Source organism: Chromohalobacter canadensis (genome assembly GCF_029544075.1).
In the GTDB taxonomy this organism is placed as follows: domain Bacteria; phylum Pseudomonadota; class Gammaproteobacteria; order Pseudomonadales; family Halomonadaceae; genus Chromohalobacter; species Chromohalobacter canadensis_A.
In genome coordinates, this window is sequence record NZ_JAJQJH010000010.1 from 88,502 (window position 1) to 104,579 (window position 16,078).

12 protein-coding genes are annotated in these 16,078 nt (G+C 59.7%); 6 read left to right on the plus strand and 6 right to left on the minus strand.

From position 1 onward, the window contains the following. The first annotated feature begins 11 nt into the window (after positions 1–11). The 3 genes from LUN51_RS12710 to LUN51_RS12720 all read left to right on the plus strand — a co-directional run bounded on the left by LUN51_RS12710 (position 12) and on the right by LUN51_RS12720 (position 2,856). Entirely contained in the window at positions 12–998 is a 987-nt protein-coding gene (locus tag LUN51_RS12710) for a C4-dicarboxylate TRAP transporter substrate-binding protein (protein ID WP_277811551.1), read from the plus strand. A 94-nt stretch (positions 999–1,092) separates the two neighbouring features. Further along, positions 1,093–1,560 (plus strand): TRAP transporter small permease, encoded by a 468-nt coding sequence (locus LUN51_RS12715; protein WP_277811552.1) that lies wholly within the window; start codon positions 1,093–1,095, stop codon positions 1,558–1,560. Positions 1,561–1,572: 12 nt separating this feature from the next. Further along, entirely contained in the window at positions 1,573–2,856 is a 1,284-nt protein-coding gene (locus LUN51_RS12720; protein WP_277811553.1) for a TRAP transporter large permease, read from the plus strand. Positions 2,857–2,910: 54 nt separating this feature from the next. Here LUN51_RS12720 and LUN51_RS12725 read toward each other — a convergent pair whose 3' ends face one another. After that, entirely contained in the window at positions 2,911–4,101 is a 1,191-nt protein-coding gene (locus LUN51_RS12725; RefSeq protein WP_277811554.1) for an ROK family transcriptional regulator, read from the minus strand. 326 nt (positions 4,102–4,427) lie between these two features. Here LUN51_RS12725 and LUN51_RS12730 point away from each other — a divergent pair, with 326 nt between their 5' ends. From LUN51_RS12730 to LUN51_RS12740, 3 genes are all read left to right on the plus strand, one after another. After that, positions 4,428–5,165, plus strand: coding sequence for an SDR family NAD(P)-dependent oxidoreductase (locus LUN51_RS12730; protein WP_277811555.1), 738 nt, complete (start codon positions 4,428–4,430; stop codon positions 5,163–5,165). A gap of 47 nt (positions 5,166–5,212) precedes the next feature. After that, positions 5,213–6,619: a sugar porter family MFS transporter gene (locus tag LUN51_RS12735; RefSeq protein WP_277811556.1), complete on the plus strand. Its 1,407-nt coding sequence runs from the start codon at positions 5,213–5,215 to the stop codon at positions 6,617–6,619. A 68-nt stretch (positions 6,620–6,687) separates the two neighbouring features. After that, positions 6,688–7,578: an SMP-30/gluconolactonase/LRE family protein gene (locus tag LUN51_RS12740; protein WP_277811557.1), complete on the plus strand. Its 891-nt coding sequence runs from the start codon at positions 6,688–6,690 to the stop codon at positions 7,576–7,578. A gap of 115 nt (positions 7,579–7,693) precedes the next feature. Here the strand turns inward: LUN51_RS12740 and LUN51_RS12745 are convergent, their stop codons facing one another. The 5 genes from LUN51_RS12745 to LUN51_RS12765 form a co-directional block, all read right to left on the minus strand. After that, complete coding sequence (locus tag LUN51_RS12745) at positions 7,694–9,814, minus strand: methyl-accepting chemotaxis protein (RefSeq protein ID WP_277811558.1); 2,121 nt, start codon at positions 9,812–9,814, stop codon at positions 7,694–7,696. A gap of 4 nt (positions 9,815–9,818) precedes the next feature. After that, entirely contained in the window at positions 9,819–11,000 is a 1,182-nt protein-coding gene (locus LUN51_RS12750) for an ABC transporter substrate-binding protein (protein ID WP_277811559.1), read from the minus strand. Positions 11,001–11,123: 123 nt separating this feature from the next. Further along, on the minus strand, positions 11,124–12,368 hold the full coding sequence (locus LUN51_RS12755) for an NAD(P)/FAD-dependent oxidoreductase (protein WP_277811560.1): 1,245 nt from the start codon (positions 12,366–12,368) through the stop codon (positions 11,124–11,126). A 59-nt stretch (positions 12,369–12,427) separates the two neighbouring features. Continuing rightward, positions 12,428–14,458: a sensor domain-containing diguanylate cyclase gene (locus LUN51_RS12760; RefSeq protein ID WP_277811561.1), complete on the minus strand. Its 2,031-nt coding sequence runs from the start codon at positions 14,456–14,458 to the stop codon at positions 12,428–12,430. A gap of 255 nt (positions 14,459–14,713) precedes the next feature. Further along, on the minus strand, positions 14,714–15,931 hold the full coding sequence (locus LUN51_RS12765) for a hypothetical protein (protein WP_277811562.1): 1,218 nt from the start codon (positions 15,929–15,931) through the stop codon (positions 14,714–14,716). Between the last annotated feature and the right edge of the window lie 147 nt (positions 15,932–16,078).

The following is a 16,078-nucleotide window of genomic DNA, read 5'->3' on the forward strand; positions in this document are numbered from 1 at the left end:
GGAGCACGACAATGCGTTTCAAGAAACTCACGCTCATCGCCACCAGCCTCTCCATCGCCGGCCTCGGCAGCCTGAATCTCGCCCAGGCCGCCACCGAGATCCGCGTCGCCTACGGCAACCAGCCGGGTGAGCCGGTCGATGTCGCCGTCAAGGAATGGGCGGAAAACGTCGAGCAAGCCAGCGATGGCGAACTCACGCTCAGCGCGTTCCCCGCCAGCCAGCTAGGCTCCGAGACGGATGTCATGGAACAGGCGCGCTTCGGCGCGCCGATCATCACGATCACCGCCTACAGCAACTTCATGAGCTCGGTACCCAACTTGTCGGTGCTCGACGCGCCCTACCTGGCCGACAACTTCGACGACAAGCTCAAGGTCTTCGACTCCGAGTGGTTCGCCGAGCAGAGCCAGAAGGTCGAGGAAGCCGGTTATCACATCGTCATCCCCAATACCGTGTACGGCACGCGTCACCTGCTCTCGCGCGAGCCCGCCACCACGCCCGAGGAGCTCGACGGCGTGAAGATCCGCGTACAGAACTCGCCGATGTATGTCGAGGCCATGCGCTCGATGGGCGCCACGCCGACTCCCATGTCGCTGGGCGACGTCTACCCGGCGCTGGCCCAGGGCATGGTCGACGGGGTCGAGAACCCCACGCCGGTACTGTTCGGCGGCAAGTTCCACGAAGTCGTCAAGCACCTCAACCTGACCGGCCACATGAACACCGTAGCGCCGTTCGTCACCGGCAAGGCGTTCTGGGACCAGCTCAGCGAGGAAAACCGGCAGATCCTGACCGAGACCGGGCAGGACATGGCCACCCATCTACGTGAACTGGTCGAGAAGCAGAGCGACGTCGCCCTGCAGAAGCTCAAGGATGCCGGCGTCGAGGTCCACGAAGTAGATACGCAGCCGTTCCGCGAACGCGCCGCAGAGCAGGTGCCCGCCGCCTTCCCGCAGTGGAGCGACGGCCTGTACGAACAGGTTCGCCAGATCATCAACGGATAAGCGTTGAACGACCGCCGGCGCCACAAATGCCTGTGGCGCCGGCACGCGTATCACGGACGGCAACACAGTAATTGCCGTGACCGAGGAGCCTCACATGAAACGCGTACTCCATTGGATCGACCGCATCATGCGTCTCGATGAAGTGTTGGCCAGCGTGGCACTCTTCGCGATCTTTCTCGTCGCCATCAGCAACATCTTCATGCGTTATATCTTCAACACGCCGCTGGCCTGGACCGAGGAGGTCCTTCAGCTGCTCATGGTATGGGCCACCTTCCTCGGCGCCAGCGCCCTGGTACGGCGCAACGAGCACGTGCTCATCGGCATGCTGTCGGAAAACCTGCCGACGTCGCTCGCCCGCTGGAACGACCGTCTCTTCAATGTCGGCATGGTGCTGATCGCCGCCATCGTGCTCGGCTACTGGGGACTGCAATTACTGCCCTATTCCAATTTCCGCAGCACGCCCATGCTGCAGATCCCGTACATGTGGATCCACGTCGCCATCCCGGTCAGTGCCGTCATCATGGCCTACCACTGCCTCGTCCGTCTGGCTCGCGATACCTAAAGGATACTACCCATGGCCGTAGGCATAGCACTCGCAGCGCTGTTGCTTCTTTTCGTGCTGGGCACCCCCGTCGCCTTCGCACTGTTCCTGTCGACGTTTCTGTATTTTCTGTTCGGCGCCGACCAACCCACCATGCTGCTCATCCAGCGCCTGGCCGGGGGGCTGGAGTCCATCTCGCTGCTGGCGATCCCGTTCTTCATCATGGCGGGAGTGTTCATGAACCACTCCGGCATCACCGACCGCCTGCTCAAGCTGGCCGAGCTCATGACCCGGCGCCTGCACGGCGGACTGGCCCAGGCCAACGTGCTGCTGAGCACCTTCATGGGCGGTCTCTCCGGTTCCAACATCGCCGATGCTGCCATGAACGCCAAGCTGCTGGTGCCCAGCATGACGGCCAGCGGCTATCCCAAGCCGTTCTCCACCGCTGTCACCGCCGCCTCATCGCTGGTGACCTCGACCATCCCGCCGGGGATCGCGCTGATCGTCTACGGCTACGTCAACAACGTGTCGATCGGGCGGTTGTTTCTAGCCGGCGTGGTGCCCGGGGTCCTGATGGCGGTATGCATGATGCTATTGGTATCGCGCCAGTGCCGTCGACTGGGCTACCAGCCGCCGCGCAAGGAACGGGTCTCGCGGCGTGAATGGGTCAGTGTGACGCGCGCCGGCATCATCGCCTTGCTGCTGCCGGTCGTGGTCATCGGCGGCATTCGCGTCGGCGTCTTCACGCCGACCGAGGCCGGCGCCATGGCCGTACTTTATGCCTTGATCGTGGGGATGTTCGTCTACAAGGAAATGAACGTGAGCAACGTCGCCGTGGCCACGCGGGAATCGCTGTTCGCCTCGGTCAACGTGCTGTTCATCATCGCCGTGGCCTCTGGGTTCGCGCGCTTTCTGACCTGGGAGCACATCCCGCAGGACATCGCCATGCTGCTCTCATCCGAGGTGGGAAGCGCGGTGGCGTTCCTGTTGCTCGCCAATTTCCTTTTGCTGACGCTGGGCATGTTCCTGGAAGGCAACGCCATTCTCATCGTGCTCTCGCCGCTGCTGGCCCCTGTTGCCGCCCAGTTCGGCATCGACCCGGTGCACTTCGGCATCATCTTCATCCTCAATGCCTCCATCGGCACGATTACGCCGCCCCTCGGCACGGTAATGTTTACCACCTGTAGTATCACCGGCGTCAGGGTGCCCGATTTCATCCGCGCCATCATGCCTTATTGGCTGCTCTTGGTCGGCATACTGTTGATCGTGACCTTCGTGCCTGCCGTATCGATGACACTGCCCAACGTGATTTTCTGAGCGCAAGCACTTTCCTTAGCACCGGTACTTGTCTTAACACCGGAACGGCCGCCCTCACGCCTCCAACGCCGCCTTGGCCATGACTTGGGCGGCGGCTCCCCGCGCGGCGGTGAAGGTGCTGTCGTGAATCACCTTGATAGGGACGCGTTGCGTCCCTCGCAGCAAGTCGTTCTGGTGAGCTTCGAAGTAGGCCAGCGCCGGCTCGATTAGACGCTCACCCAGATGCATTAGCGATCCACCAAGCACCAGCGTGGCCGGATTGAGCGTGTGGTGCAGGTTAAGCATGAGAGTCCCCAAGGCTTCACCGGCACGCCGCAGGACAGCATTGACGTCGGGGTCATCGCCGCGCGCCGCTATCGCTGCTTCCAGATTCTCGGTATCGGCGATGCCCAACGCGGCGCGAATCGCCCAACCACTGACCAGGGTTTCCGCACAACCGCGATTGCCACAGTGGCAATAAAGCCCCCCCGGCTGCACGATGGTGTGGCCGATCTCGCCCACCAGCCCCTGCACGCCACGCGGAACCAGAGGGTAATTGTCGCCGGTAACCAGGCCACTACCGATACCGCTCCCAGCGCTGATGTAGACGATGGATTCCGGCGGGATACCGTCGTGGAAGTAGAACTCGCCGAAAGCGGCGGCGTTGGCTTCGTTATCCAGTAACCAGGCACCGTCGAGCTCCGGCAGATACGGGCGAAGCACCTCAAGGAAAGCGACATCGACCCACCCTAGATTAGGCGCGAGCCGCAGGATGGGCTGCTCCGGGGCAACCGGCCCCGGCACCGTCACACCCAAGCCCAAGCAATGCCGGTCGGCGATGCCAGGGTCGTCACGCATGTCGCGCAACATCGCGGCCAAACGCGCCGCCGTTGCTTCGGGTGTCGTAGGCGGCTCGGTGACATAGCGCTGCAGAAGCACCTCGCCGCCGAGCGTGCACGCCACGATACGTAACCCCCTCACGCCGATATCCGCCCCTAAAAGGACATGATGGGCGTCATCCAGATACAGGGCCCGCCCCGGGCGCCCTCCGCCCCGTGGCTGCAACTCACCTTCCCGCAACCAGCCGCGCTCCAGAAGCGCTTGCACCACGCCCCCCACGGTGGCCTTGGTTAGCTGCGTGCGCGCTGCGATGTCAGCACGCGTCGCACCGGGATAGCGGCGCACGGTGCCCAGAATCGAACTGCGATTGAGCTTCTTGAGAAAATTGAGATCACCGGCGGCTTGGGGAGCAAAGGTACTGACCATGGCAATAAAAGGTGCCTCGCTGAAATGCGGATCGAGTTACGTAATATATCAAATTATCTCCCTCTCGCCGCCGGGGCTCGACGAAATTGACAATACATTACCAGCGTATCCATAAAGTACCAGCCTCTATCGCGGCCAATACGATGTCGCCCCTGTCCTGGGGCTCCTTCGGGTGATGTCCATGACCTCCTATCAGTCGAGCGTATGACTATCGTCGCATGGAAATAACCGTTTCTCTGAACGATCATTCACTTAGTTAAATCTATTAACTAAAGAACGAAAGATCGCCTAGCGACAGCCGCTCCCCAATGCGATAGAGGTCCTGTATGAGTTCCGCGATTTATCCAAGCCTCAAAGGCAAGAAAGTGGTCATCACCGGCGGTGGTTCCGGTATTGGCGCCGGTTTGGTCGAAGCCTTCGTCAACCAGGGTGCGGACGTCCATTTCCTGGACGTCGCCGAGACGCCTTCTCGTGAGCTGGTCGAGAAATGCGGCGGCGCACCGCATTTCCATCATTGCGACCTGACCCAGCCCGAACAGCTCAGCGCCACGCTGGGCGCCATCGGCCATGTCGACGTGCTGGTCAACAATGCCGCCAACGACGACCGCCACAAGCTCGAGGACATTACGCCCGAGTATTGGGACGACCGCATGGGCGTCAATCTGCGCCACTTGGTACTCGCCGCCCGTGAAGTGGCGCCAGCCATGCGCCGTCAAGGCCAGGGAGCGATCATCAACCTGGGCTCGATCAGCTGGCACCTGGGGCAGCCCGACATGCTGCTCTACGAAACCGCCAAGGCCGGTATCGAGGGCCTGACTCGGGCCTTGGCGAGCGACCTGGGCGGCGATGGCATCCGCGTCAACTGCATCATCCCCGGCAACGTCAAGACGCCACGTCAATCGCGTTGGTATAGCCCGGCGGACGAGGAACAAATCGTCGAAGAGCAAAAGCTCAAGGTCCGCATACACCCGCATCACGTGGCCGCGATGGCACTGTTCCTGGCCTCGGATGACGCCGCTGCCTGTACCGCCCATAACTACTGGGTCGACGCCGGCTGGATGTAATCTCTAGTCGCTGGCGCCCGCGCCACCCAACAACAACGGAGCACACCATGCCAACATATAGCGATTCGCAACGTTCCCTTATCGTTTTCCTCACTTGCTGTGTCGCCGCCATCGGCGGCTTCCTGTTCGGCTTCGATAGCGGTGTCATCAACGGCACCGTCGATGGCCTGCAAAACTCGTTCAACTCCGACAGCGTCGGCACCGGTTTCAATGTTGCCTCCATGCTGCTGGGTTGTGCAGTGGGGGCGTTCTTTGCCGGTGGTCTGGCCGATAAGTACGGCCGTCGTACCCTGCTGCTGGTCGCCGCCATCTTCTTCATCGTCAGCGCCTGGGGCTCGGGTGTCGCCGGTGGCTCACTGGAATTCGTCATCTATCGCATCCTGGGTGGCTTGGCCGTGGGTGCCGCGAGTGTCATGGCACCGGCCTACATCAGCGAAATCGCTCCCGCACACCTGCGTGGACGCCTCGCTACCATCCAGCAAGTCGCCATCATCTCGGGGCTTTTCTTCTCGTTTTTGAATAACTACTTGCTGGCCAACGTCGCCGGGGGCTCCACCTCCGAATTGTGGTTCGGCTTTACCGCTTGGCGCTGGATGTTCTGGATGGAACTGATCCCCGCGACGATCTTCCTGGTGGCGCTGTTATTCATTCCGGAAAGCCCGCGCTATCTGGTCAGCGCGCGTCGCGACGATCGTGCCGAACACGTGCTGCACATGATCTATAACGAAAGCGACGCCAAAGAGCGCCTGGCTCAAATCCGCGACTCTCTATCCGAGCAGCGCAAGCCACGCTTTAGCGACTTGATCAATCCCAAGACCGGCAAGGTAATCAACTTGGTCTGGGTCGGGATCGGCTTGGCCGTGTTCCAGCAATTGGTGGGGATCAACGTCGTCTTCTACTACGGTGCCGTCCTCTGGCAAGCCGTGGGCTTCTCCGAAGGCGATGCCTTGCTGATCAACGTCATCAGTGGCGCGGTGAGTATCGCAGCCTGCTTCGGCGCCATCGCCTTGATCGACCGTATTGGACGTAAGCCGCTGCTGTGGGGCGGTTCCGTCGGTATGGCCATCACGCTCGCCATTCTCGTCTATGCTTTCTCCACCGCCGAAATGGTCGATGGTAGCCTGAAGCTCTCCGATAGCAACGGCGTGCTCGCGCTGATCGCTGCCAACGCCTATGTGTTCTTCTTCAACAGCTCCTGGGGCCCGGTGATGTGGGTCATGCTCGGCGAGATGTTCCCCAACCAGGTACGTGGCTCAGGGCTCGCCGTCGCTGGTCTGTTCCAGTGGGTCAGTAACTTCGCCATCACCATGACCTTCCCGATCATGCTCGCCTCCATCGGCCTGACCGGCGCTTACAGCTTCTACGCCATTTGCGCGGTCATCTCGATCTTCTTCGTCATCAAATTCGTCCGCGAAACGAAGGGACGTGAACTCGAAGACATGGCTTACGCATAATTGCCATTATTCCGGTGTCGGAGGAAACTCCGACACCGGTTTTTTGTTTTTGGCCCCAGGAGGTCACGATGCCTACACTCATAGCTCCGCAGGCAACACCGCGCGTCGTCCATCCGGCCCACAACATCCTTGGTGAAGGGCCGCTATGGGACGACACGGAACAAGCGCTTTACTGGGTGGATATCAAAGGCCACCAGCTCCAGTGTCTAGCCGGCGGTAACGTGCGCCAGTGGTCGTTCGACGAGGAAATCACGAGCGTGCATCGTCACGCCGAAGGTGGGTTCATCGTCACGCTACGACACGCCATCGCGCGTCTTCAACTGCCCGAAGGTACGCTCGAAAAGTGGCTCACCCCCGAGCCTGAGCTTCCCGGAAACCGCTTCAACGATGCCGTCGTCGATACCAGCGGCACGCTATGGTGCGGCACCATGGACGACGCCGAGGGCCACACTAGCGGCTCGCTCTATCGCGTGCGTCTCGACGGCGACTGCCAACGCCAAGACAGCGGATACATCGTCACCAACGGCCCGGTGCTCTCACCTCAGGGGGATTGGCTCTACCACACAGACACGCTGGAACGCCTCATCTATCGATTCGCCGTGGATGAACATGGCAACCTTTCGGACCGTGAACCCTTCATCCGCATCCCCCAGGATCAAGGCTGCCCCGACGGCATGACCACCGACCGCGACGGCAACCTCTGGGTCTGCCAATTCGGCGGCTGGCGTATCAGCATATTCGATAGCCAAGGCCAACTGCGCGAAGAAATCCCCATGCCCGTCGCCAACATCACCAGTTGCACCTTCGGTGGCCCCGACCTTTCCACTCTCTACATCACCACCGCACGCAAGGGGCTCGACGATGCAGCGCTCGCGGCGCAACCCGATGCCGGTGCGCTATTCGCCATCGACACTCAAGCACAAGGCTTGCTTGCTGGAACCTTCGGCGCTCTTCGCTAAGCCTCACCGCTAAGCCAATGCATCAGCGTTCTTCGGTATCACCAAAAACGCCTTCACCGCGCTAGGCAGTGAAGGCGTTCTTCATGCCAGCCCGGACGGGGCTGGCAAGCTACGATCACGTTGCGGGTAACGCCTTGGGCGAGGCGCTGTCGTCCGTGACGTCGTCTTCCGAGTAGGCCGAACCGCTCACCTTGAAGCGTCCCACCAGCACATGCATGTCGTTGGCCCGTTCGTCCAGCGACAGGCTGGCCGAGGAGGCTTCCTGCACCAGCGAGGCATTCTGCTGGGTCACCTGGTCGAGCTGAGCAATCGCCTGATTGATCTGGTCGATCCCCGTCGACTGCTCTTGCGTGGCCTCGGCGATTTCGGAGACGAACTGCGATACCTTGTCGACGCTATCGACGATCTCGCGCAGATGCCCTCCCGTCTCTTCGACCAGGTTAGCGCCCTCACCCACCTTGGCCACGCTGTCCTTGACCAAGTGGCGAATCTGCTCGGCCTCATCGGCACTACGGCTGGCAAGACGACGCACTTCCTCGGCGACGACGGCGAAACCACGACCGTGCTCACCGGCGCGGGCCGCTTCCACCGAGGCGTTCAAGGCCAGCAGATTGGTCTGGAAGGCAATGGAGTCGATCGCCTCGACGATCGTGGAAATCTTGGCACTGGATTCGCGAATCTCCTGCATCGCGCTATGCGTCCGATCACCCACGTCGCCCGCTTCACGGGCGCGCTGACCGACCCCATGGCTCATGTCGCGCGCCTGGTGGGCATAGTCGGCAGTTTGCTTCACGGTCGCGGTGATTTCCTCGAGGCTCGCCGCCGTTTCGGCCAGCGACGAAGACTGCTCGTCGGTACGTTGCGCCAGATCCTGATTGCCGGAGGCGATCTGACGACTGCTGGACGCCACCGACTCGGCCCCGTCGCGAATCTGCGCAATCAGCCGCTCGAAGGTCACCATCATCTGATTGAAGGCCTGCGCGGTATGACCAATTTCATCGCCATGGCGCACCTTCAAACGCATCGACAGATCACCGGTTTGTCCCGCCGCCCCGCTAATGCTTTCCATCTGGCGACGCATTTCACCGATGGGCTTGAGCACGCGTGTCATCACGCGCCAACCTACCGCCGCCAGCACCACGATCACGATCAGCAGCACCACCAGCTGCAATACGCGCCCGGCCTGCGCCGTCGCGGCAGCTTGTTCGGCGGCTTCATCGGCACGCTCGGCAGCATAGGCCTCGACGCGCTCCAGGCTCTCGCCCATGCCGTCCATTGCCTGGGAAACGCCCGCCAAGGCCTGTTGAGAGCGCTCGCGCAAGCCAAGCTGACGATCGCGCAACGCATAAACAGCGTTGTCGCCCGTCAGCATCAATTCATTCAGTTCGGTCACGACATCTTCCAACTGACCGGCACTTTGCTGCTGGGCCGGCGTCGCCCCTACCGCGCCCTCGATACTCGCCAACGCCTGATGAATCCGCGAAATCTGCTGAGCGATCTGGTTATAGCGCAGGTCGACCAACGCATCGTGACTATCGACCTGCATCAGTTGACGCCCCTGGTCGGCCAACTGCGCCACTAGCATCTGCACATCGCCGCTGAGTCCGGCGATGTTGGCGCGCCGCTCCGTCAGCGTTTCGAGCATCGAGATCAGCACCATCGACAGCCCATCGTCCTGCATCGACTGGATGCGCCGGATCAGGGCCCGTTGTTGACGTACGTCCTCGAGGGTCGCACGCCCCGCCATCGATTCGGCGTCGGTCAATACTTCGCCGATCTTATCTTGCATCTCGGCGATACGCGTACGCATGGAGGCGGTCAGCGCCACGTCTTCGCGACGCACCTCTTCCAGTGCGGTATCGGCCTGGCGCAAGTCGGCGTAATCGCTATCCAGTGTCTCGAACAACGCCTGGTTATCGTCGCCAATCAATGCAGCGAGCCGTCCACGCCCCGCCGTGAAGGCTTCATCGGCTTCGGCCTGGTCGACGACATCATCGAAGGCAGCCTCGCTGTCGGCGGCAAGCAGGTCCGACTGGCGTTGACGATAGCGCGTCAACGCATCGCTCATGTCACGACTGGCCGCCTGCTGCGGCAATATCTCGTCAGTGAACAGATGCTGCGCTTCAATCAACCGCTGGTTGGACAAGAATCCTGCCGCCGCGGGAATCAAAGCGCCGAGCACCGCGGCCACGAACAACCCGATCAACATCGCCCGTAGGCTCAAACTCTTTTTCATGGGGTTACTCCTTGGCCGCGCCGTCATCGAGCAAGGTGAACCAATCGACAGGTTCGAATTGGCCGTCGTGAATACGCGTGGTCCATACGGAATTGCTCGCTTGATGATCCTTGGGACCCAACGTCAGTGACTTGCCAATACCGAGATCGATGTCGCCCAAACCTTGCAGGCCATCGACGAGGGCCTCGCGATCGGCATCGGCCCCGGCCGCTTCGAGCCCTTTGATGAACAGCGACGCCGCCATGTAGCCCTCCAGCGACACGAAATCGCCGCCGCTGTCGGTATCGTTGGCCTGCAAGGCGGCGCGATATGCCTCGACGCCGGAAAGGTCCGAGGTATGTGGCGGCACTACCTGGGTCACGATCACGCCTTCGGCGGCATCGCCCAGCTCATCGAGCAGCGCCTGGCTACCCACGAAGGAGACATTGAGAAACAGCGCATCGGGCAGGTCCTTGCGGGCTTCGCGGATGAAATCCGCCGCCGGCCCGTAGGTGCCCACGATGATCACTGCCTTAGGCGTAACGGGTGCCTGCAAGACATTGGCGAGCCCACGATGAACGTTGCGCGTGCCACGCGTATAGCGTCCATGTGCCAAGCGTTCGGGGTGGGAATAACCGTGATTGGCCAACGAGCGCAGCGCGCCTTGGTAACCGGCATCGCCGTAACCGTCGGCCTGGGTAAAGAAGGCGATCTCCTCGGGGGCGATGCCGGCCATCAGCAAGCCTTCGATCATCGTCGCGGTTTCCTGGGCATAACTCGCGCGATAGTTGAAGACATAGCGATCCGGCGGGGACTGTCGCAAGACACCGCTGCCGGTGAGTGCGCCGATTAGCGGCATCTCGTGGTCGAGCAGGATGGGCAGGTTGACGATTGCGGTGGGCGTACCGACATTGCCCAGCATCGCCAATATATCGTCGTCTTCCAGAAGCTCGCGTGTCGCCTTGGCCGAGCGCAACGGCTCATAACCGTCATCGCGTGTCACCAACGTCAGCGTCTCGCCATGCACACCGCCCGACTCGTTGGCCTCGGCGAAGCGCGCCTCAATACCGCGTTTCATGCCTTCGCCCAGCGATGACGCCGCCCCGCTGAAGGGCGCGACCATCCCGACCTTGACCTCCGCCATGGCCGGCATGGCGACCAGGGCGAGCGCTAATGCACCCGCCAGCCCCCTGTAATGAACCTTCATGTATCCCTGCCTCTTTTAATAGTGATGCACGCTAACGCGGGGCTTATCGGCTCGCCCGCGACGCTTATGCAGACACTATCGGCAGTGGATCAGAAAAGTTGAATCGAGCAACCTGAGCGAAGCTTAGAGGAAACGTTCGGCACTGAAGGGCTCCATCTCGATGGCCGGCACCTCACCTTCCATCATCGAGGCCAGAAGCTGTCCAGTCGCAGGTCCCAGCGTAAAACCTTGATGGGCATGACCGAGCGCGAACCATAACCCCTTGTGGCGTGGCGCCGGGCCGATAATGGGCTTCATGTCCGGTGTACACGGACGCGCCCCTTTCCAGGGACGTGACTCGAGGCGTTCCCCAAGCGGGAATAAGCCCCGCGCTGCAGTTTCAGCCGCTTCGAGCTGAGCATAACCGGCAGGCGCGTCACGCGGTGCCAGCTCAGCGCCGGTGGTCAGGCGAATGCCCGCGCGCATCGGCGACAGCAGATAGCCGGTCTCGGCATCCAGCAACCAATGGTGCAATGTCGCCTCGTCACGCGTGGCGTAATGCATGTGATAGCCGCGTTTGACGAACAGCGGCAGGCGATACCCCAGCGTGGCCAGCCACTCATCCGCCCAGGGGCCCAACGCGAGCACGATATCGCGTGCCTCGAAGGTGCCGGCGTCCGTCGTCACGCGCCACCCCTCACCGTGGCGTGTAACTGCTTGGATCTCGCCTTGCAGGCATTCTCCGCCTTCGGCCTCGAAAGCCCGTGCGTAGGCTGCCACCAAGGCGCCGGGGTCGGCTACGCTCCAAGGGTCACGCCAATGCACGGCCCCGATGGCTTGGGCGTCCAGATCGGGCTCACGCTCGCGCAATTCACCTGCATCCAAGGTGTCGTGCGCCAGACCGAAACGCTCACTCAATACCCGTGCTTCGCTGAAGCGCGTCTCCAGCGCCCCCGGCGTGCGAAAGACTTCCATCCACCCGTCACGGCGAATCAATGCCTCGGCGCCCGATGCCTCGATCATCTCCGCATGCGTCGTGATCGACAGCTCGATCAGCGAGGCATATTCGGGAACGATCCGCGCATAGGACTCAGGCGCACTGTTCTGCCAGTACTGCCACAGGGCACGCCCCGCCTGCATCACGCCACACGGTGTATAGCGAATATCCACGCCCTGGTTACCCAGCACACGCCACAGCGTGTGCATGTCACGCGGAAAGGCATGCGGCGCCACTGCTTCACGCTGGATGATGCCGGCATTACCGTAAGAGGTTTCACGGCCCGGCGCACGGCGATCCACCAACCCCACCCGGCGGCCACGGCGCGCCAAGTGATAGGCCACGCCTACGCCCACCATGCCCGCACCCAACACCAGAGTATCGTGCTTCATCGTCTCGCCATTCCTCTCTTATGTTGTATACAGGTGCGTATTGCACACAGGGCGCAGCGTCATTCGCAACGGGCATCGTTCATCATGCGGTTCTTACCCTCAGCCTTGGCCTCATAACTCGCCGCATCGGCGCGCTTGACCATCGCCTGCGCGTCGCTGTCATCGGCGCCCAGGCATGAAACCCCCAGGCTCACAGTGACACGATAACGCTTATCCTTGCGCAGCACCGACAACTCGCTTACTGCATGGCGGACCTGCTCGGCGATGCGCACGGCCTGCGCGTTGCCACACCCAGGCAGCAGGATGGCGAATTCATCACCGCCCAAGCGCGCTAAGTGATCGTCGCGGCGCACACAGCCTTCCAGACAGCGAGCGATCGCACACAGCATTTCATCGCCCAGGGCGTGACCACCTTCGTCATTGATGGGCTTGAAGCTATCCAGATCGAACAGGATCAACGATGCGTTCTCACCACGCTCCTGGAAGACATGGAAGGTTTCCTCCAGACGCCGATCGAAGCCACGCCGGTTGAGCAGACCGCTCAATGGGTCGTGTTCGGCTTCCCAGAGCTGACGTTTCTGTTGTTCACGTAGGTGGGTGATGTCTTTGATGAAGCCCACTACCCCCTGAGGCTGGCCGTCGTTCATCACCTGGCTAGTGTAAAGTTCCAGCCACATCATGCCCCTCGCTCCGCAGGAAAAACGCATATGACGATGCAGCTCGTGGCCGCCATCCCTCGCGTCGCGCCATAGCGCATACATCACCGAACGATCCTCGGGATGCAGACGACGCAACCAGGCGCGATGCCGGAACGACGCCGCCGACAACCCTGTCAAGGCCTCCAGGGCCGGATTGACATAGCTGATACGGCCATTGATATCAGCCAGGAACATCGGCAACGGCGACGAACTCAACACCGCATCGAGATAGGCCTGGCGGCTGCGTCGCTCCGTACGCTCGCGATTGCGCTCAAACTCCACGCTATTGAAGGTCTGGGCGATACGCCGCAACTCCTCCAGCGAGGTATCCAAGGAAATCCGCGTGATATCCCCTCGCCCCACTTGCGCGATCTGACGCGCCAGGCGCCGGAGCGGTGAAAGCCCCAGATGCAGCAACCACCACAACAAGGGCAGCATCGACAGCACTACGGCCACGGCCACCCACCATTGACGTCGCACGTAGTCGATAATCGGCTGGCGCGTTTGACTCTGCGGCTGGAAGACACCCACGACCCAGTCCGGTTTCCAAACCTGGTAGTAACTCATCAACGCCGGCTCACCGTTGACGAGATGACCGGTACCGGTGCCCTGCCAACCATCCAGTGCCTGCTCGAGCACCGGACTCTCAAGCGTGGAAGGGATATGCTGCATGATCAGGGAGCTATCGGGATGGCTGAGCACCGTCCCATCACTGGTCATCAACACCGCATATCCCTCCTCGCCGATGCGCAGGCTGCGCAGGTCGAGGAAGAAGCGTCCGTCGCGCAGATTGACCACGCCACCCAGCATGCCCGCGAAACGGCCCTGTGCATCTGTGAGCGGCACGCCCATCACCACCAGCGGGCGGCTATCGTGGAGTTTGCTAATGATCGGGCGGCCCACGAAGGGACGACCCACTTCCTCGACGAAGCGAAAATACTCACGGTCGGCCACATTCAAGCCCACGGCGCCCGGCAACGACGGCGTGAAGCCCATGACATCCCCCTCGGCATCGACGACGAATGCCGAATCGAACAACTCCAACAGCGCCGTGTGGTCGCTCAAACGCGCCTGCACGTCCGCGTCGCTGTCTTCGGCCAGCGGCACATCGCCCTGCAGTGCCCCCGCTTGCGAGGAGGCGATGGTCTTAAGCGTATCGAGTCGCAACGAAATGGATTGCTGAATATTACGGGCGATCAGCGAAGCTTCGTAATCCAGGTGCGCCCGATTGATCTCCTCGGCGAGGCCGCTACCGCCACGCATCGATACCCACAGGATGGCGATGACCAACACACTCCAGCCCACGCCGGTGCCAAGGATCAAACGCCCCAACAGTGTTTTGGGTAGCAATGCCTTGAAGAATCGTCTTACGCGATGTGGCCATATTCGCATTATGCGGCGCCGGGTTGTGTCATGGATGTAAACGGGCGACAAGCGTATCCCAGCGTCTCCAGTGAGCAAACCCCACGCCCCGACCTCTCCCCTTCGCGCAGCAGGCTTTCCCTCCCGGCTGATAGCGCCACGCCAAGGCGATAACAAAAAACGCCGGTGCACGAGGCACCGGCGTCAGGGGCAGACACGGTTGAAGAGTAAGGTGTCAGTCAAGATAGTCGAGTGTATGAACGCTACGAGTGCTGCAGTTATTTATCACCCAGGAACAATAGACCCCACAATTTTTGCTGCATATACAACCACATCAAAACTTTCTGTAACACCCAAAGGGCCAGACACAAAACCAAACAGTACAACGAAGGAAACTAGCCTCACCCTGTCTTCAAAAAATGACAGTATGCCATCTCGGATGGCCTTGTCACTCAAAACAATAAAGCATATTGACAGCACAATATTTGTTATGGCCAATGACCACCACCTAAAATGATCCTGACCCAGGGGATAAAGGGATAATGGAGATAGTGACGCTATAAAAATAAGCTTAACCCTTAAATCAGCCTGACCACGTATTGACATGTAAAGCTTATACATCATGTACGCAAAAGGCATCATAAAGAAAACAAGAGCCCCATGATGCACTAAGCGTGGAAAACTAAACCCAAGCCTTATTGTTCTATCTATATTTTCCTCAAGAGAAGAGTTATGAATAACAGCAAGAGAACTACTAACCACCCTATCACCATAAACACCTCTCAATACTTCCAGGTGATCTTCAAACCCAAGCGCACTATATCCTCCGCGCGTAGAGACCAAAAATGTCATAAAAAAGATAGCTGCAAAACTGATGCCTTGAAAAACAAACCCTTTTTTAGAGGGGTCAATGTAGTTCCAAAAAACAAGAGTGAGAGGCAATATCATAAAAAATGCGGCTTCATGCACTAGGACAGCAAAAGAGAGACCTGCAACAACAGTAACAAAAGTTGCATAAACACTCCTTTCGGCAAGAAATTTTATTGATAAAACAATTAGTATAAAGACTATATATATGATCAGATCAAACCTTCCAACATCAAAGGCGAAGTGTTGCAATGTCGCTGGGGAAGTAGCAGCAAAGATCATGAGTAAGAAGGCACCAAACCTACCCCCATAACCTACGTAAGGCTTAGAAACAAATAAAAAAAACAAAAAGGAAAGCCCCCCGAGGGATACATATGAGACAAAATTGACTAAATCATATGAAATATACCCTACAAGGGTCTTTAGAGATTCCCCGATAACTCCTCTTTTCACAAAGCCATCGTCATAATTAAAAAGGTAATGAGTATATTTCCAATCACTCAGGTAGCTAATGCCATTTAAAAACAGGTCGGGGCTCGACCTGCCCCAGACAATCAGCGCCACAAAAGAACACACCAGAATAAAACTTACTTTTCCGGCATCCCGAACACCCCACGCATTTGATTTAATATCCACTCTTCCCACCTAAATAGAAGAAACAGAAGAACATCCCTTTTCGAAAACAAACCCATGATCTACTAGCTCAAGTATAGGCAAGTCTCCGTAAGAGGGCGAACACTCAGGAACTGGACCTAATTTTTTTGAACTCAGGCTTAAAGCTCT